Here is a 15,596-nt window from a genome sequence, read left to right as displayed (position 1 = left end):
TTGGATTGTCGAGCAAGACGCAGTGGTTGAGTGGGCTCTACTACGCTGATTTCATCAGCTTTTACAGCCCTACTCAACTATGCGGAGGTGGGACAACGAAATCGAATTCTAACGAATTACCGATTTCTGTCCCACTCTCATTTCTGTTTATTTGTGATCGTGCTACTTTGATTCTTCATTTCGCTTCAAACTAAAATGGTCTGGCAGAGGGTCTGGTCCCGCTTGGGTACCCGGATGGCAACGTAGAATCCTCGCAATCCCCATCAAGACACCTTTCACACCAAAACGTTCAATCGCTTGGATCATATAATTGGAACAGGTCGGTTGAAAGCGACAAGAAGGCGGAAATAGGGGAGAGATCCATTTTTGATAGCCTCTGACCAGCGCAATCAGGATTTTTTTCATGATTTTTTAGATTTAGTCACTGCTAGATTGTGCAACTGGCTAATTTCTTTTTTGTTCAAGCGACGGTATTCACCCGGACGAAGTCCTGAGACATCTAGGTTTCCAAACTGGGTTCGGGAGAGTTTGTCCACTAAAAGGCCTACAACTTCAAACATCTTTTTGACCTGGTGGTTGCGCCCTTCATGAATGGTCAACTGAACCACTGAACGGTTCTTTTCAACATCCACTTTTAAGATCTCGTAAGTCGCTGGCTTGGTTTTCTTGCCATCAATGGTCACCCCTCGTGTTAAGGGACGCAAATTTTCCTTATTGGCAATCCCTTTGACACGCGCCACATAGACCTTATCAATCTCATTACGTGGGTGAATCATCTCATCTGTAAAATCACCATCATTGGTCAAAATCAAGACACCAGATGTATCCCAGTCCAAACGTCCTACTGGATAGATGCGCTCTGGCACTTGAGATAAAAGGTCAACGACTGTTGTCCGCCCTTTATCATCAGAAACACTAGAGATGACGCCACGTGGCTTATTTAAAAGATAGTAGACCTTTTCTTCGTTGTAGATTGGAGTGCCTTCTACTTCAACCTGATCACCGGTCTTAATAATGGTCGCTAATTCACGCACAACTTGGCCATTGACCGTCACCAAGCCTTGCTTGATCAGTTCTTCGGCCTTGCGACGACTAGCCACTCCTGCATGGGCAATATATTTGTTAATTCTCATCTAGTTCCTCTGTTCTCTCTGAAAATAATTGACCTTCCTCTGGATCAATGTCCACTTCCTCAACCTTTGGTAATTCCTCCAAATGATTGATTCCCATATAATCCAAAAAATACTCCGTCGTGACATACAAATTGGGACGCCCGAGGACTTCTTTTTTTCCATCTTCACGGATCAGATCAAATGACAGTAGTTTGGTAATAGCACCGCTGGAATTGACACCCCGAATATCATCGACCTCCACTCGGGTGATCGGTTGCTTATAAGCAATGATTGATAAGGTTTCGAGGGCAGCCCGAGACAAACTTTGGTTCATAGGCGTTCTAGAATAGTCTCGTAAAACCGAAGCGTAGTCTGCCTTTGTCACCAATTTATAACGGGAAGCTGTCTCCATCAAACACAGACTGGTATCTGTGTCCTCTTGGTATTTTTGGCTTAATTTTTCTAAACTTTGCACCACACCTGTCGGAGGTAAAGAGAGAAGGTCTGCGATTTGTCTGGCAGTAATTCCTTCTTCACCCGCTACAAATAAGAGTGCTTCAATTTCAGCTAATTTGCTCATGTTCAATCCTATTTAAGTAAATTTCTCCAAAAGCCCTATCCTGGATCACCGTTACTTCTTGAATCTTGATCAATTCAAGGGTTGCAAGAAATAGAGTAATGACCTCTTGGAGATCCGTTGCTTCTAGAAACAAGTCCTGCAAGAGAACTTGTGAGCGATCGTGGAATCGGTGACGCAGCTGGTCCATCAGATCCTCAATCTTGTATTCATCCTTTACAATGGTTGTATGGTTCTGGCGGAATTCTTCTTTTTTCTTGGTCAATAGTTTTGAGAAAGCCAAGAAAAGATCCACCGTGGTGCGATCATGAAGTAATTCGGTATCGTCATAAACCAATTCCATCTTTGGTTTTGAATAATAGAGGGCGCGCTCCTCGTGCTGTGAGGCTATCAACTCTCCTAATTGCTTGTAAGTACGGTACTCTTCCAATTGAGAAAGGAGGTCCTGCTCGAGATCCTCTGCTTCATCCATCTCCTCTGCAACCTTAGGAAGAAGTCTTCGACTCTTGATCAAGGTTAGTTGACTAGCCATCAGCATGTATTCTCCTGCTACCTCTAGTTTCATAGCCTGGAGGGTCGCCAGATAAGCCAGATACTGTTCGATCACCTCAATCAAGGGGACCTCATAAATATCCATCTGGTATTTAGAGACCAAGTGGAGCAAGAGGTCCAAAGGCCCTTCAAAATCTTTAATTTTAATATCCATTATTTATATTTTTCTAATGTCACCATGGTTTTTAGGCCCAATTCACGCGCAATACTAAAAAGATCCACACCGAGTTCACGTTGTTTCAAAATATACTGCTCACGAATCGATTGTGCCGAAAGGTCTTGATTCCCTTTTTCGATCAAGAAGGCTTCTAATTGTCGGAATCCCCACTGACGGGAGTATGATTTTCCTTTATTATCAAAGAGATAAATACCATCTAGGAAGAGTTGCAACTCATCCAGTAACGGCTCCGGAACCTTTAAAACCCGTTTTTGGCCATCTTTGCCCACTCGAATGACATGAAAGTCCAGCTGAATATCTTCGACTTTGACTTGGAGGATCTCACTTGGCAACAAGCCCATCTCCAGAATCAACAAGGCCATCAAGCGTCCCTGTGGGTTAGTTGATTCTTCCCAAAAATGGGTCAGATCCAACAATTCCCGATCATGGGTCTTGGCCGGTTGAATTTTAGGCAAGACCAAACGATGGTATTCAGAAATAAAGCGTTCTTGATACAAATAATATAAAAATTGGTTGACGGCGGATAATTTTCGTTTTTGAACCGCCGGTTTAAAATCTTTAATCGAAGCTTGGTAAATTCTCAAATTTGTCGGTGTCACTTTTCCATGGATCGACTCAATAAATTGGTCCAAATCATAGAAATAGGCAGACTGAGAATTTTCACTTAATTCTTTTTGATCAATAAAACTTGCAATAAATTCTTTCATTTTGGAATCATCTCGTATTCATTTGAAAAACCATGCAGGAGCGAATTGATGGCTTTAAGAATCGATTTCCGTGTAATAATCCCTTGGAAATAGCCTTCTTCATCCACCACCGAAAGGAAGGAGTCATCCACCAACTTGTGCAGGACTTCTGTCAAATTGAAGTCCAAGCCGATGACCCCGACCTCTTTTTTTGCAACGTTTAAGATATCCATCGAGGCAAAAGTCTCCTCAGGAATCTCGTGTTTCAATTGATAAGATAGAATATCCGTTAGGGAGATCGTCCCCACAAACTTGCGTTCATCCGTCACTACCGGAATACGACTATAGCTAATCTGGCTCAACAGCAAGACAGCATGGTCTACATTGTGGTTATCAATCAAGACCGCTAAATTTTTGGCTGGAGTTAAGAACGTCTCTTCCTGCGCCAGCAAGAAACGTTCAAATTCCTTTGCTATCATCTGCTAAACTCCTTTGTCAATTCAGGATACAACTCATGATCTCGCGTATAATACTCTACCTTGTAATGAGAATCATCTATCTCAATTTTAGCATAGAGACACTCTCGAATCAGACCGCGTGGCTGACTGATCGATCCAGGATTCACAAAGAGGGTTCTTCCTTCCTTCCAAGCATCTGGGATATGAAGGTGGCCGTAAAGACAGATATCTGCTTCTTCCTCTTGGGCCCACAGATCCAATTTTTGAAAACTAAAATTGATCTGGAAGAGATGCCCATGGGTCTGGATGATTCGTGTTGGCCCTAGTTGGGTCACCAAGCGTTCCGGATAGCCATCATAAAAATCCATATTTCCTTGGACAACGTGGATCCCTTCCCAGACAGGATCATCACTTTTTAGTTCAGAATCCCCATTGTGAAAGATCCCATCGACCTGGCCTAGGTATTTTTCTTTAATAGCTTCAACAATGGAGCGGTCTCCATGCGAGTCACTCATAACGATGATTGTTTGCTTTGCCATGATGGAAATACCTCCAATAACTTTTTAACAGCTAAAGCACGATGTGATTGTGTATTTTTTTCTTCTAGCGTTAATTCAGCAGCAGCACGGCCCGTTTCCCCAACTAAGAAGAGAGGGTCATAGCCAAAGCCGTGTTCCCCTTTGGGCTCAAAATTAATATACCCTGGCCAATCTGCTTCCACCACTAGGCTTTCCTTGCCTGGTCTTGCGACCACCAAGGTCGTATGGAACTGAGCTGAACGATCTTTCAAGTCAAAGACCATGGCCAATTCGTGCAACAATTTCGCATTATTCTCTGCATCTGTCGCACCTACTCCAGCAAAGCGAGCTGACCAAACACCTGGTAACCCTCCTAAGATATCTACCTTCAAACCTGAATCATCCGCTAAGACTGTTTTACCAGTTAGCTCTGCGATGGTTTCAGCTTTTAGGCGGGCATTCTCCTCAAAGGTCATCCCTGTTTCTTCGACTTCTGGAAGCTCTGGATACTGATTGAGGTTTTCCACTTCAAAGCCTAGCTTTTCAAACATATTACGGAATTCTTTGGTTTTTCCCTCATTTCGAGTCGCAATAAGAATCGTATCTTTGACCTTGTCTTGACCCAAGAAGGCTTCCAAATCCACCCCATCACTTGGCAAATGCAAATAGAGCAATTTCCCTTTTTCAACCAAGAGCAAGGCACCTTGACGCTGGACAATTTCAAAAGATCTTCCCTTGACTTCATTCAAGATTTCAGTCAAAAAGGTTAGAAAACGAAAGGCTGAACCATAGCGCATCACCGATAGATTGAGAGGAAATCCTTCAGGATCCTTGGCAAAGAGAAGTTCCAGCTGGTCTAACAGAGTGGAAGCTTCTGCAGGGACTTGACTAAATTGGTTGTAGTCTGCATCTTCTCCCCATTGGGCAATATACCAATCTTGGGAATCTTTGTATTCAAATAGTTTGTCACTCATAAATTTACATGCTCCACATTCACTGAACGTTCTAGCCATTTTTCGGCAATCGCTGCAAAGCTATTGGCATTTGCAGTGGTATAAAAGCGGTGGGTCTGCTCTAAGAGTTCCCGACTCTTATTGAGCTCAAAATAGTTTAATAAAACGGAAATATCCCGAACACACTCTGCCCCACTATCAATCAATTTGACATCCGGTCCCATCACATTTTGAATGATCGGTTTTAAAAGGGGATAATGGGTGCATCCCAAGACTAAGGTATCAACCTTTCCAACTAGTGGTTTTAGGGTTTCGTAAACCACCTTTTTGGTCACACTGGATGCCAACTCGTTTGATTCCACTAAAGGAACAAACTTGGGACAAGCTAAACTGCTGACTTCCATGTCTGGTGCTAGACTTTGAATCTTCTCTTTATAAATTCCAGAAGAAACCGTCATCGGTGTCCCAATGACCCCAATTTTTTGATGGGTCGTCGATTTAATGGCTGCAGAAGCTCCGGGCAAAATCACTCCTAAAACAGGAATATCAAGTTTCTCCTTGACTTCTTCCCAAACCACTGCCGTCGCTGTATTACAGGCTAAGACAATCATCTTGACATTTTTGGTCAGAAGGAAGTTCACCATCTGCCAAGTATACTCGCGAATTTGGTCTGCTGGTCTAGGACCATAAGGTGCACGTGCTGAATCTCCAATATAGACGACATCTTCGTGAGGAAGCTGACGGAGCAATTCGCGGACAACAGTTAGGCCCCCTACTCCAGAATCTAAAAAACCAATCGGTCGGTTATCCATATCTCTTCCTTCCAAAAGGAGGGACTAAGAAATTCCTCCAAGCCCCTCTCATTTATTATCGTGAGATTGCCCCACTCTTATTTTTTCTTGTTTTTCGCCATTGCTGATTTTTGTTGGTTCACAATTTGGCGATAGACTTGTTGAACTTTTGCTTCGCTTGGACGTTGGCCACTCGCACCTAAAAGCGTACGGACTGCTTCAATATTCAAACGTGGGTTTGATGCAAATTCTTTTTCAAATTGACGACGAAGCAAGAACATTCCTGCAACCATCCCACCAAAGAAAGCTAAAATAATCAACAAAATTCCTAAAAAGAGATTCATACAATTTTCTCCGATCCATTATTTTTACATAACTATCATTATATCAGACAATCGCTTATTTTTCAATGTCAAAGCCGTAGAGTGTCGCAAGATAATCTTCTGGTTTTTCTGCTCGACGAATCAAACGGGCCTGCCCATCTTCTTGAAGCAAAACTTCTGCCGAACGCAACTTGGCATTGTACTGATAGCCCATTGAAAATCCATGGGCTCCAGTGTCATGGATCACGAGTAAATCTCTAATCTCCGTCACGGGTAGTTCTCGTTGTTTGGCAAATTTATCGTTGTTTTCACAGAGACTTCCCACGACATCGACCACTTCAGTTGGTTCATCTGAACGATCCATATTGGTAATATGGTGATAAGCACCGTACATAGCCGGTCTAAGAAGATTCACAGCTGAAGCATCGACACCCACATAGGTCCGGTAGGTTTTCTTTTTATGAGTGACTCTTGTTACCAGGAGGCCGTGTGAAGCCAGCATAAAGCGACCAAGCTCGGTATAGATTTTCACATGACCAAGTCCTGCTGGTTTAAGAATCGCATCAAAAACGCGATGCACGCCCTCCCCAATAATGGCAATATCATTTGGTTCTTGTTCTGGCTTGTAATTGACCCCAACTCCACCAGAGAGGTTGATGAAGCCCAAGTGGACACCTGTTTTCTCGACGACTTCTACTGCTAATTCAAAAAGTTGACGCGCTAGCTCTGGATAGTAGTCGTTGGATACAGTATTAGAAGCTAATAAAGCGTGAATGCCAAACTCTTCCACACCTAGTTCTTTCAACTCGATAAAGGCTTGGATCAATTGCTCCTTGGTCATTCCAAACTTGGCTTCTTCAGGATTGTCCATAATATCGGTTCCCAGTTCAAAAACTCCACCAGGATTATAGCGGCAAGAAATGACCTTGGGAATGCTAGTCACAGACTTCAAGAAAGCAATGTCTTCATAGGCGTCCAGATTGATCGTTGCCCCTAATTCTCTAGCATAGACAAATTCATCTGCTGGCGTATTGTTAGAAGAAAACATGATCTCTTTTCCACTAAAGCCCAGTTTATCCGCCATTAACAATTCCACGTAGCTGGCGGTGTCGACACCACAGCCCTCTTCTTGCAAAATTTTTAGGATCGATGGGTTAGGAGTCGCCTTGATGGCAAAGTATTCTTTAAAACCTTCATTCCAAGCAAAAGCTTGATGGAGAGCACGAGCCGTTTCACGAATTCCTGCTTCATCATAGAGATGGAAAGGGGTCGGAAATTCTTGGGTCAGGCTTTCTAATTGTTCACGGGTTACAAAGGGTGTTTTCATAAGCGCTCATTTCTATTCTTTAGTCACTATTAGTATAGCACAAGTCGAAAGACAAAAAAAGCCGAGGCAACTGCCCCAGCTCAATCTCTCTTTGATTAGTCGTTTCTTCCGAAGATACGAAGAAGGCTGATAAAGAGGTTGATAAAGTCAAGATAAAGTTCCAAAGCCATCGCTACTGCCCAACCTGTAGCAGGTTGACCATTTGTTTGATCATAGACATAGCGAATCTTTTGGTTATCCCAAGCTGTCAATCCTGCAAAGAGGAAGACAGAGATAATACTCAAGATATAGTCCATTCCAGAACTTCTCAAGAACATGTTCACAACAGAAGCAATGATCACACCGATCAAGACTCCCATCAAGGCACGTCCCATTCCAGACAGGTCTTTTTTCACGACGCGTCCGATAGCTCCCATGACAATAAACATCAAGGCACTGACCAAGAAAGCCTTATAGACAGTTGCTTGCATGTAGCGAGCAATGATAAAGCTCAAGGTAAAGCCATTCAAAGCTGAGTAGATCAAGAAGATCGGAAGAGCAGACGGGCTATTTTTAACAGCCTTCCCACTTGCAACAAAGACCAAGATCAATTCTACAACCACTGCTGCGTAGTAAACCATTGGTGCGGTTGTCAAGATTTGTACGAAGAAGTCTTGAAAGACTGTCATCATCAGGCCAGACACAAGGGCTGAAATCCCCACACCGATCCCAACTAATGAGTAGATTTTGTTATAAAAAGCATTCAATCCACTTTGTTCTTGGATTACTGAATCATTATACATATTAACAAGTTCCTTTCAAATTTGTTTACTACGATTTTAACATTTTTCGATGAAAAAATCTCCTTTTAGCCATCTTTTTACGCCATGGTTCTGAAGCTTCTTTAACAGCCCAGTATTTATCCACCATGGTCACTACGAAGGATTCTTTGTAGCGAGGCGGAGCAAGGGTAGCTCCCCACATGTGTTTAATAATGATGTCTTCTTCCTTGGCATTGAGATCTGTGATCTTTCGTGCATTTCTCACGGCAATGCGGGGATGGATCCAGGCGTGACTTTTCGTAAACTTGGTCTCGCGCCAATCATAGTAAAAGAGGTCATGCAAGAGGCCACCCCGAGCCGTACTTTTGGCATCCCAACCAAATTTTTTAGCCAGTTTATAACTGGTATAGCTCACATGAATGGAATGCTCCAAACGATTGGAATGAATATGGTGGGGAATGTCGGCTAATTTTTGAACCTTAGGATGCTGGATCAGATGGCCTACATAGGTCATGTATTCTTTGTCACGATGATATTGCATAAGATAACCACCTTTCGTTGATAAGCTCTCCCAATAAGATCTCCATCAACTTCTTCTTACAGGTTAAGTATACTTCTTTTTCTCAAAATTTCCTTAAAGAAAACATCAAAATTCCTGCTGCCACTGCAACATTTAAACTCTCTGCCCGACCTGGCATGGGAATATGAACCAGCTGGTCTGCTTGTGCCGCCATTTCCTGGCTGATGCCATTTCCTTCATTCCCCATAACCAGGATAAACTGATCGGTCTGAGGAAGCTGACGGTAGTCAATGGAAGCTTCTGAAAGCGTCGTTGCGAGAACTGCTAGATGAGATTGCGCAGCTCGTTCCAATAGTTCTTCTCGGTCCATTTTCCAGATAGGAAGATGGAAATGACTGCCCTGCATGGATCGAAGAGTCTTGAGACTGTATAGATCAGCGGAGGCTTTCGAAAGCATAACACCATCAAAGCCGGCTGCATCTGCTGTTCGAATCATGGTTCCCACATTACCTGGATCTTGGACATCCTCCAAATAGAGGTAACGACCTTGTAACTGATCTGGAAGTTCTGGCTGCTCTAGAAGAATCTCTGCGACAATTCCTTGAGGGGTCTTCGAATCAGCCAAGAGACTCAAGATCTCCGAAGTCACGACAGTGACGTTTTGGATATTCTCTACCCGGTCTAAATAAGCTTCTAAAACAAAGATCTGACGAATCTCCGCCTGATTTTCTACTGCCTCTTCAAAGAGATGCCAACCTTCAATGAGATAGGAATCTGTCCGATATTTTTTTTGATGTAATTTTTTAGCATTTTTGATTACATTATTGGATTTAGACGTTATAATATTCATAGACCTATTATAGCACAAAGAAAAAGAAGAAATCATGCCTCAGATAGATTTCTTCGAGTCAAGGAGGATGCACATGCAAAAGGTAAAAATGATTGCCCAAGGACGGGTTCAAGGGGTTGGCTTTCGCTGGGGAGTCTACAGTCTTGCTTTAGAGATCGGTGGGATTACTGGCCGTGTCTGGAATAATGACGACGGAACGGTTGGCATTCTGGCCCAGGCAGAGTCTAGTAGCCAAATGGCCAAATTCATTCAAGAAATTCGCAAAGGTCCTACACCTTTTGCACATGTAACTTATTTAGATGTTACGCTGGCAAACTTTGAAAACTATACAGACTTCAAAATTGCAAATTAAGACTAGAGAACTATTGTGTATTTTCAAAAAAAACAGTAGAATAGAAAGGTAACATTTTAAAAAAGAAGGAACTATTTGTGAAAAAAAATAAACTTGCATTACTTGCATCGATGGGACTAGCTTCGCTTGTCTTCTTATCAGGATGCGTGAGTGTCGATCGGAAAACTGGAAATCCGACTGGATTGATCTGGAATCTACTTGGCCGTCCAATGGGCGAAGCCATTAAATTCTTTGCTAACAACCTTGGCTTGGGCTTTGGGATCGGGATTATTATCGTCACCTTGATCGTGCGGTTAATCATCTTGCCACTTGGTTTGTACCAATCATGGAAGGCAACCTACCAATCTGAAAAGATGAACTACTTAAAACCTATCCTTGGGCCAATCCAAGAGCGCATGAAGAACGCTAGCACACAAGAAGAAAAGCTATTGGCGCAACAGGAATTAATGGCTGCTCAACGTGAAAATGGAGTTAGCATGTTTGGTGGAGTTGGGTGTTTGCCACTCTTGATCCAAATGCCATTCTTCTCTGCTCTCTTCTTTGCAGCTCAGCACACCAAAGGGGTAGCAGATAGTAGCTTCCTTGGCATTGCTCTTGGTAAACCAAGCTTGCTCTTGACGGCTATCGTAGCAGTTCTTTACTATATCCAAAGTATGCTTTCTCTTCATGGAATTGAAGATGAAACCCAAAAGGAAAGCATGCGCAAAGCATCACTGATGAGTCCGATTATGATCGGTGTCTTCTCATTGATCTCTTCAGCTGGAGTGACTCTTTACTGGGTAGTCGGTGGTGTGATCCAAATTATCCAACAATTTGTCATCAACTACTTGATTCGTCCAAATCTTCGCAAACGGGTTGCTGAGGAATACAAAAACAATCCTCCAAAAGCGACTAGTCACCGCGTGAAAAAAGATGTCACACCAACTGCGACGACACAAATCCAACACAAACCAAAAAACAACCGCAATGCAGGAAAACAACGCAATAGAAAGTAGTACAAACTACTAATTCTAGCGGTATACAGTAGCACTTGAACCCAAGGTTCAAGTGCTTTTTTGATACCGTTCAGTCAGTCAACGAAAAATTTTCACTCTCACAAGGAGATTAAGAGCACAAAAAAATAGGCCCTCTTGGAGGGCTTGCGTTTTATAGTTACGCTGTTTTTTCTACGTTCAAAATTTTCACTTGGTAGCTTCCAGCTGGTGTCTCAACAGTGACAACGTCACCTGTCTTCTTACCAATCAAAGCGTGACCGATTGGGCTTTCGTTAGAGATCTTTCCTGCAAAGGCATCTGCCCCTGCTGAACCAACGATGCTGTATACTTCTTCATCTGTTTCGCCAACTTCTTGAACTGTAACGGTTTTTCCGATCGCAACTTCGTCTACTGCAACAGCATCACTATCGACGATTTCCGCATAACGGATTTTTGTTTCCAAGCTAGAGATTTGACCTTCCACAAAAGCTTGTTCATCTTTTGCTGCTTCGTACTCAGAGTTTTCTGAGAGGTCACCATACGAACGAGCGATCTTAATCCGTTCCACCACTTCAGGTCGACGGACCAATTTCAATTCTTCTAATTCTTGTTCCAATTTTTCTTTTTCTGCTAGGGTCATTGGGTATGTTTTTTCTGCCATTATTCTTCTCTTTCTATTATTTGAATGAAAAAGCTGTGGACGCGCCACATGCTTTTTCTAGTTTGAACTTGCTTGTGTCAATTTACTATTGACATGTTCTTCAACATTTTTATTGTGTTCTTCGTATGTCTTAGCGAAGAAAACTTCACCATTTTCGACATTTGCGACAAAATACAAGTAATCGGTCTTACTTGGGTTCACCGCCGCTTCGATCGCTGATACTCCAGGGTTATCCACTGGGCCAGGCATCAAGCCGGTATTCTTATAAATATTATAAGGTGAATCCAGCTCTGTATTGATCGTTGCATCTTCTTTTAAGGTCGTCTTTTGACCAAGTTTCCCTTCTGCATAAAGAATTGCAATATTACTTTGCAAAGGCATGTCTTGGTTCAAACGGTTATAGAAGACACTCGCGATATCTTTGCGGTCCTGATCCGTCGCCCCTTCTTTTTCAACCAAGGAAGCAAGAGTCAATACTTCGTTTACATTGATGTTCTTGCTCTCAAGTGTTTCATAGTATGGGCTTAAGTTTTGATCCATTGCCGCAAGCATCTGATCGATCATCTCTTTCACTGTGGTATCTTTCCCATAGTTATAAGTAGCTGGGAAGAGATAACCTTCTAAACGGTAGCGAACACCAGAATCCTTACTTGGCAGATTCGCCAAGAGCTTAGGATATTTGGCCACCATCTTCTCAATAAAGGCATCGTCTTGGACAGCCTTCAAGAAATCTTCTTTCTTGAATGGAGTCTTGCCTGCCTTCTTAGTGGAGACATCGGCGGTGATAGCCGTCGCAATCTGATCAATCGTATAGCCTTCTGGAATCGTGACCTTTCCAAGAACTGGAGCCTGAGGAGTTTTGGTTCCCTCTTCTTGCAGTTTTTGGATGATGGTTTCTAGATCCATGCTCTTTTGCAAATTGAAATAACCGGATTTGAAATTGCTATAGTTCTTGAACTTGGTATAGTAGTTAAAGAACTGGCCATTTTTCACGAGTCCTTTTTTCTCAAGGATCGCGCCAATCTCACGATTACTTGAACCTGCTGGAATCTCAACCGTTACGAATTCTGTTGCATTTTTATCCATCGGCTTGACAGCTGAATGGATATAGGTCACAGCAAAGATCCCTGTAGCCACGATCACAATCAGCAAAAGGCTGACCACTGTCCGCACAATTCGTTTAGCGATTTTATTTTGTTTCTTTTGTTTTTGTTGGCGCTGGTTACGAGAAGAGCGCGATAAGCTTTCCTCTACCGGTTCCTGACTTGGTTCTTTTGGAGCAGGCTTTGGAAGCTCACTCTTTTCTTCCACAGCAGGAGTCGCCTTTTCTGGCTCCACTGGTTCTTCTTTGGGAGCCAACGCAGATTCTTCTACTTTTGGAGGTGGTGTTGCTTCTTCCTCCTCTTTCAGTGAAGAAGGGGTTTCAATGCTTCGATCAGGTAGATCATACTCTTTTTCGATCTTTAGAAGTTGCTCATTGGCCTCTTCTAAGTCTCTGAGGATCTGCTCTTTGAAGCTTAATAACTTCTCACTGTCTTGTGATTTATCAGTCAAATAATTGACCTCCCTCATCATAATCCTTAATATTATATCTTAAAAGATTTAGAAAAGCAATACAAATCGATCTTCTTCTTCAAAATACCTATTTAATCAAGGTTTTCGTTTTCCCAGACCAGATTGTACCAAACTTCACCCGCATATTGGGATTCTGAAAGACCTTCATTGGTAAATCCTTGCTTTTCGTAATAAGGAATCAAATAATCATGACAGGTCAAATTGATCCCTTGGCGATTATCTTTCACCGCAATCTCTTTCATTGCCTCAAGCAAGAGGGTTCCAACCCTTAGCCCTTGGGCTTCTTTAGCAATGGATAGACTCGTAATGGAAATAAAGCCCTGTTCTAGATGGCTTAGATCTTCAACCTCTGAAAAAGAGGAATCGATCAAATAGCGCTCCGGTCTAACAGGTCCTTCTAAATAGCCTAAGATCTGACCTTGGCACTCTGCTACAAGAAATGTCGTTTGAATCTTTTCGATGTGATCTTTTAAAATCTCACGCGCAATCGCTTCTTCTTCTGAGAAATTTTCAAGCTCAATGCGCTCGATGGCATCCAAATCCTGCAGCTCTGCCTGTCTAATGTGAATCTTTTCTTTCATCATTTACTCCTTCTATCGTTCCCAAACCATATGGACACCTCGATCAGACTCAGCTTCATCTCGAAATCCTTGCTGGGAAAAATAAGATAGTAAGTCTTCTGGGCAATCGATCCAAATGGCTTCCTTTTCCTTTTGAACAGCTAGATCCTTTAAAGCAGCGATCAAAATAGAACCATAGCCTTGACCTTGAAAGGCTGGTCTCACTGCTAGTCGCAATACAATTAGGTCTCTTTTTAAAGGCTGGTCTTCTGTCGCCAACAAGTAAGCCACAGCATCCCCCGCCTGCTCTGCAAGCAAAGAAATGGCTTCCTTCGAACCTAGCGCTTCCTCAAGAGTGGCCTTGTGCTTCTTTTCTTCATTGTCATGAAGTTCTTCTTCTAGCAACAGCAACTGTTCTTGATCAGCTGGGGTGATTGATCGAATCATCATCCTGCTTTCCTCATCTCATACTCCTTCAGTGGACAGATAAATTTGAGTCTGGAACCAATCGATTCCAGACTCAATCATCTCTTATTGTACACTATGTGTCAAACTAGATAATAAACGCTCAAATGAGTATTCATAGGTTTGAATATCTCCTGCTCCCATAAAGACATAGACCGCATTTTCATGGTCAAGAAGAGGAGAAACATTCTCAGCTGTAATAATCGCTGAACGTTTGACAATTTTTGCTTCCAAATCTTCAACTTTCACATCGCCGTGATCGACTTCCCGTGCAGAACCATAGATCTGTGCCAAGTAAACAGCATCTGCTTGATTCAAGGCTTCAGCAAATTCATCTAACAAGGCAATGGTCCGTGTAAAGGTATGTGGTTGGAAAATGGCCACAATCTCTTTACTTAGGTATTTTTGACGGGCCGCATCCAGGGTTGCAATAATTTCCGTTGGATGGTGCGCAAAGTCATCGATAATCACTGTTCCATTGACTACTTTTTCAGTGAAGCGACGTTTCACGCCAGCGAAGGTCTTCAAATGCTCGCGGACTAAATCTAAATCAAATCCTGCAATGTAAAGCAAACCAATGACTGCTGTAGCATTCATGATGTTGTGACGACCAAATGTTGGGATATGGAATTGCCCCAAATCTTCTCCACGGAAATGAACGTTGAAGGTTGAACCTGTCGTTGAGCGAAGCAAGTTGCTTGCCACAAAATCGTTCGTCTCCTTATCAAAACCATAGTAATAAATTGGTGCTGATGAGGTAATCCGACGCAATTCTTTGTCTTCTCCGTAGATGAAGAGGCCCTTACTGATTTGTTTGGCATAATCGTTAAAAGCATTAAAGACATCTTCCAAGCTCGTGAAATAGTCTGGATGGTCGAAGTCAATATTGGTGATGATGCTGTATTCAGGATGGTAAGGCATAAAGTGGCGTTCATACTCATCTGATTCAAATACAAAGTATTTGGCTGCTGCAGAGCCACGACCTGTCCCGTCACCAATCAAATAACTGGTGTCAGTGATATTTGATAAGACGTGAGAAAGCATCCCTGTTGTCGAGGTTTTTCCGTGTGCTCCGGCAACCCCCATGCTGACGAAGTCACGCATAAATTCACCAAGGAATTCATGGTAGCGTTTATAAGTTAGGCCATGCTCATCTGCATAAGCAATTTCCACATTGTTATCTGGACGGAAAGCATTCCCGGCAATGAGGATCTTGTCGCCTTCCAAATTTTTCACATCAAATGGATAAATTTGAATTCCTGCTTGTTCCAAGCCACGTTGCGTAAAGTAATACTTCTCAACATCTGACCCTTGAACCGTATGTCCCATTTGGTGAAGCATGAGGGCTAAAGCACTCATCCCTGCTCCTTTAATTCCAATAAAATGGTATGTATTAGACATGT

21 protein-coding genes are annotated in these 15,596 nt (G+C 42.6%); 2 read left to right on the top strand and 19 right to left on the bottom strand.

Annotated elements, in window-relative coordinates; all coding sequences use genetic code 11:
- Window positions 1–162: 162 nt before the first annotated feature.
- The 14 genes from yidD to GMC92_RS05250 form a co-directional block, all read right to left on the bottom strand.
- Window positions 163–405, bottom strand: coding sequence for a membrane protein insertion efficiency factor YidD (gene yidD / locus GMC92_RS05315; RefSeq protein WP_155199930.1), 243 nt, complete (start codon window positions 403–405; stop codon window positions 163–165).
- Complete coding sequence (locus GMC92_RS05310) at window positions 402–1,133, bottom strand: pseudouridine synthase (RefSeq protein ID WP_155199929.1); 732 nt, start codon at window positions 1,131–1,133, stop codon at window positions 402–404. Before GMC92_RS05310 ends, yidD begins: the two co-directional genes overlap by 4 nt.
- Entirely contained in the window at window positions 1,123–1,692 is a 570-nt protein-coding gene (gene scpB / locus GMC92_RS05305) for an SMC-Scp complex subunit ScpB (RefSeq protein WP_009731504.1), read from the bottom strand. The genes GMC92_RS05310 and scpB overlap by 11 nt, the downstream gene beginning before the upstream one ends.
- Window positions 1,676–2,395: a segregation/condensation protein A gene (locus tag GMC92_RS05300; RefSeq protein WP_155199928.1), complete on the bottom strand. Its 720-nt coding sequence runs from the start codon at window positions 2,393–2,395 to the stop codon at window positions 1,676–1,678. The genes scpB and GMC92_RS05300 overlap by 17 nt, the downstream gene beginning before the upstream one ends.
- Window positions 2,395–3,126 carry a site-specific tyrosine recombinase XerD gene (xerD, locus tag GMC92_RS05295; RefSeq protein ID WP_009731506.1) on the bottom strand — a complete coding sequence of 244 codons (732 nt, stop codon included), beginning with the start codon at window positions 3,124–3,126 and terminating at the stop codon, window positions 2,395–2,397. The genes GMC92_RS05300 and xerD overlap by 1 nt, the downstream gene beginning before the upstream one ends.
- Window positions 3,123–3,584, bottom strand: a complete 462-nt coding sequence (cbpB, locus tag GMC92_RS05290; RefSeq protein ID WP_155199927.1) for a cyclic-di-AMP-binding protein CbpB — start codon at window positions 3,582–3,584, stop codon at window positions 3,123–3,125. The genes xerD and cbpB overlap by 4 nt, the downstream gene beginning before the upstream one ends.
- Window positions 3,581–4,102, bottom strand: coding sequence for a metallophosphoesterase (locus tag GMC92_RS05285; RefSeq protein ID WP_070665474.1), 522 nt, complete (start codon window positions 4,100–4,102; stop codon window positions 3,581–3,583). The genes cbpB and GMC92_RS05285 overlap by 4 nt, the downstream gene beginning before the upstream one ends.
- Window positions 4,075–5,055 carry a nucleoside-triphosphate diphosphatase gene (locus tag GMC92_RS05280; protein ID WP_155199926.1) on the bottom strand — a complete coding sequence of 327 codons (981 nt, stop codon included), beginning with the start codon at window positions 5,053–5,055 and terminating at the stop codon, window positions 4,075–4,077. The genes GMC92_RS05285 and GMC92_RS05280 overlap by 28 nt, the downstream gene beginning before the upstream one ends.
- Complete coding sequence (gene racE / locus GMC92_RS05275) at window positions 5,052–5,846, bottom strand: glutamate racemase (RefSeq protein ID WP_003008361.1); 795 nt, start codon at window positions 5,844–5,846, stop codon at window positions 5,052–5,054. Before racE ends, GMC92_RS05280 begins: the two co-directional genes overlap by 4 nt.
- A gap of 77 nt (window positions 5,847–5,923) precedes the next feature.
- Window positions 5,924–6,169: a YneF family protein gene (locus tag GMC92_RS05270; protein WP_031575486.1), complete on the bottom strand. Its 246-nt coding sequence runs from the start codon at window positions 6,167–6,169 to the stop codon at window positions 5,924–5,926.
- Between the two features lie 55 nt (window positions 6,170–6,224).
- Window positions 6,225–7,475, bottom strand: a complete 1,251-nt coding sequence (locus tag GMC92_RS05265) for a diaminopimelate decarboxylase (RefSeq protein WP_155199925.1) — start codon at window positions 7,473–7,475, stop codon at window positions 6,225–6,227.
- Window positions 7,476–7,570: 95 nt separating this feature from the next.
- Window positions 7,571–8,257: a Bax inhibitor-1/YccA family protein gene (locus tag GMC92_RS05260; protein ID WP_003008369.1), complete on the bottom strand. Its 687-nt coding sequence runs from the start codon at window positions 8,255–8,257 to the stop codon at window positions 7,571–7,573.
- A 28-nt stretch (window positions 8,258–8,285) separates the two neighbouring features.
- A complete protein-coding gene (locus GMC92_RS05255; protein ID WP_003005617.1) occupies window positions 8,286–8,777 on the bottom strand; it encodes an HDIG domain-containing metalloprotein in 492 nt (163 codons plus the stop codon).
- Window positions 8,778–8,859: 82 nt separating this feature from the next.
- Window positions 8,860–9,606 (bottom strand): TrmH family RNA methyltransferase, encoded by a 747-nt coding sequence (locus GMC92_RS05250; RefSeq protein ID WP_155199924.1) that lies wholly within the window; start codon window positions 9,604–9,606, stop codon window positions 8,860–8,862.
- A 73-nt stretch (window positions 9,607–9,679) separates the two neighbouring features.
- Here GMC92_RS05250 and GMC92_RS05245 point away from each other — a divergent pair, with 73 nt between their 5' ends.
- Together GMC92_RS05245 and yidC are read left to right on the top strand one after the other, a co-directional pair.
- Window positions 9,680–9,958: an acylphosphatase gene (locus GMC92_RS05245; RefSeq protein ID WP_023918900.1), complete on the top strand. Its 279-nt coding sequence runs from the start codon at window positions 9,680–9,682 to the stop codon at window positions 9,956–9,958.
- A 77-nt stretch (window positions 9,959–10,035) separates the two neighbouring features.
- A complete protein-coding gene (yidC, locus tag GMC92_RS05240) occupies window positions 10,036–10,953 on the top strand; it encodes a membrane protein insertase YidC (RefSeq protein ID WP_003008377.1) in 918 nt (305 codons plus the stop codon).
- 157 nt (window positions 10,954–11,110) lie between these two features.
- On the opposite strand, the gene greA is transcribed toward yidC, so the two are convergent.
- The 5 genes from greA to murC all read right to left on the bottom strand — a co-directional run bounded on the left by greA (window position 11,111) and on the right by murC (window position 15,594).
- Complete coding sequence (greA, locus tag GMC92_RS05235) at window positions 11,111–11,593, bottom strand: transcription elongation factor GreA (protein WP_003005389.1); 483 nt, start codon at window positions 11,591–11,593, stop codon at window positions 11,111–11,113.
- A 57-nt stretch (window positions 11,594–11,650) separates the two neighbouring features.
- Entirely contained in the window at window positions 11,651–13,180 is a 1,530-nt protein-coding gene (mltG, locus tag GMC92_RS05230) for an endolytic transglycosylase MltG (RefSeq protein ID WP_445585659.1), read from the bottom strand.
- A 59-nt stretch (window positions 13,181–13,239) separates the two neighbouring features.
- Window positions 13,240–13,749 (bottom strand): GNAT family N-acetyltransferase, encoded by a 510-nt coding sequence (locus tag GMC92_RS05225; RefSeq protein WP_173019408.1) that lies wholly within the window; start codon window positions 13,747–13,749, stop codon window positions 13,240–13,242.
- A gap of 12 nt (window positions 13,750–13,761) precedes the next feature.
- A complete protein-coding gene (locus GMC92_RS05220) occupies window positions 13,762–14,178 on the bottom strand; it encodes a GNAT family N-acetyltransferase (protein WP_118227890.1) in 417 nt (138 codons plus the stop codon).
- Window positions 14,179–14,259: 81 nt separating this feature from the next.
- Complete coding sequence (murC, locus tag GMC92_RS05215) at window positions 14,260–15,594, bottom strand: UDP-N-acetylmuramate--L-alanine ligase (protein ID WP_155199923.1); 1,335 nt, start codon at window positions 15,592–15,594, stop codon at window positions 14,260–14,262.
- Window positions 15,595–15,596: the final 2 nt, after the last annotated feature.

This window comes from Streptococcus parasanguinis, from assembly GCF_009717775.1.
GTDB lineage: Bacteria > Bacillota > Bacilli > Lactobacillales > Streptococcaceae > Streptococcus > Streptococcus parasanguinis_AG.
Note: the sequence above shows the minus strand (reverse complement) of the source record. Positions and strands in the feature narration are given on the sequence as shown.

Excerpts from the sequence above, each read along its gene's own strand:
- GMC92_RS05260 (WP_003008369.1), bottom strand. The coding sequence starts at position 8,257 with ATGTATAATGATTCAGTAATCCAAGAACAAAGTGGATTGAATGCTTTT.
- greA (WP_003005389.1), bottom strand. The coding sequence starts at position 11,593 with ATGGCAGAAAAAACATACCCAATGACCCTAGCAGAAAAAGAAAAATTG.
- GMC92_RS05310 (WP_155199929.1), bottom strand. The coding sequence starts at position 1,133 with ATGAGAATTAACAAATATATTGCCCATGCAGGAGTGGCTAGTCGTCGC.
- GMC92_RS05225 (WP_173019408.1), bottom strand. The coding sequence starts at position 13,749 with ATGAAAGAAAAGATTCACATTAGACAGGCAGAGCTGCAGGATTTGGAT.
- murC (WP_155199923.1), bottom strand. The coding sequence starts at position 15,594 with ATGTCTAATACATACCATTTTATTGGAATTAAAGGAGCAGGGATGAGT.
- GMC92_RS05250 (WP_155199924.1), bottom strand. The coding sequence starts at position 9,606 with ATGAATATTATAACGTCTAAATCCAATAATGTAATCAAAAATGCTAAA.
- GMC92_RS05270 (WP_031575486.1), bottom strand. The coding sequence starts at position 6,169 with ATGAATCTCTTTTTAGGAATTTTGTTGATTATTTTAGCTTTCTTTGGT.
- GMC92_RS05300 (WP_155199928.1), bottom strand. The coding sequence starts at position 2,395 with ATGGATATTAAAATTAAAGATTTTGAAGGGCCTTTGGACCTCTTGCTC.
- GMC92_RS05220 (WP_118227890.1), bottom strand. The coding sequence starts at position 14,178 with ATGATGATTCGATCAATCACCCCAGCTGATCAAGAACAGTTGCTGTTG.
- yidD (WP_155199930.1), bottom strand. The coding sequence starts at position 405 with ATGAAAAAAATCCTGATTGCGCTGGTCAGAGGCTATCAAAAATGGATC.
- GMC92_RS05265 (WP_155199925.1), bottom strand. The coding sequence starts at position 7,475 with ATGAAAACACCCTTTGTAACCCGTGAACAATTAGAAAGCCTGACCCAA.
- scpB (WP_009731504.1), bottom strand. The coding sequence starts at position 1,692 with ATGAGCAAATTAGCTGAAATTGAAGCACTCTTATTTGTAGCGGGTGAA.
- GMC92_RS05245 (WP_023918900.1), top strand. The coding sequence starts at position 9,680 with ATGCAAAAGGTAAAAATGATTGCCCAAGGACGGGTTCAAGGGGTTGGC.
- cbpB (WP_155199927.1), bottom strand. The coding sequence starts at position 3,584 with ATGATAGCAAAGGAATTTGAACGTTTCTTGCTGGCGCAGGAAGAGACG.
- racE (WP_003008361.1), bottom strand. The coding sequence starts at position 5,846 with ATGGATAACCGACCGATTGGTTTTTTAGATTCTGGAGTAGGGGGCCTA.
- xerD (WP_009731506.1), bottom strand. The coding sequence starts at position 3,126 with ATGAAAGAATTTATTGCAAGTTTTATTGATCAAAAAGAATTAAGTGAA.
- GMC92_RS05285 (WP_070665474.1), bottom strand. The coding sequence starts at position 4,102 with ATGGCAAAGCAAACAATCATCGTTATGAGTGACTCGCATGGAGACCGC.
- GMC92_RS05280 (WP_155199926.1), bottom strand. The coding sequence starts at position 5,055 with ATGAGTGACAAACTATTTGAATACAAAGATTCCCAAGATTGGTATATT.
- GMC92_RS05255 (WP_003005617.1), bottom strand. The coding sequence starts at position 8,777 with ATGCAATATCATCGTGACAAAGAATACATGACCTATGTAGGCCATCTG.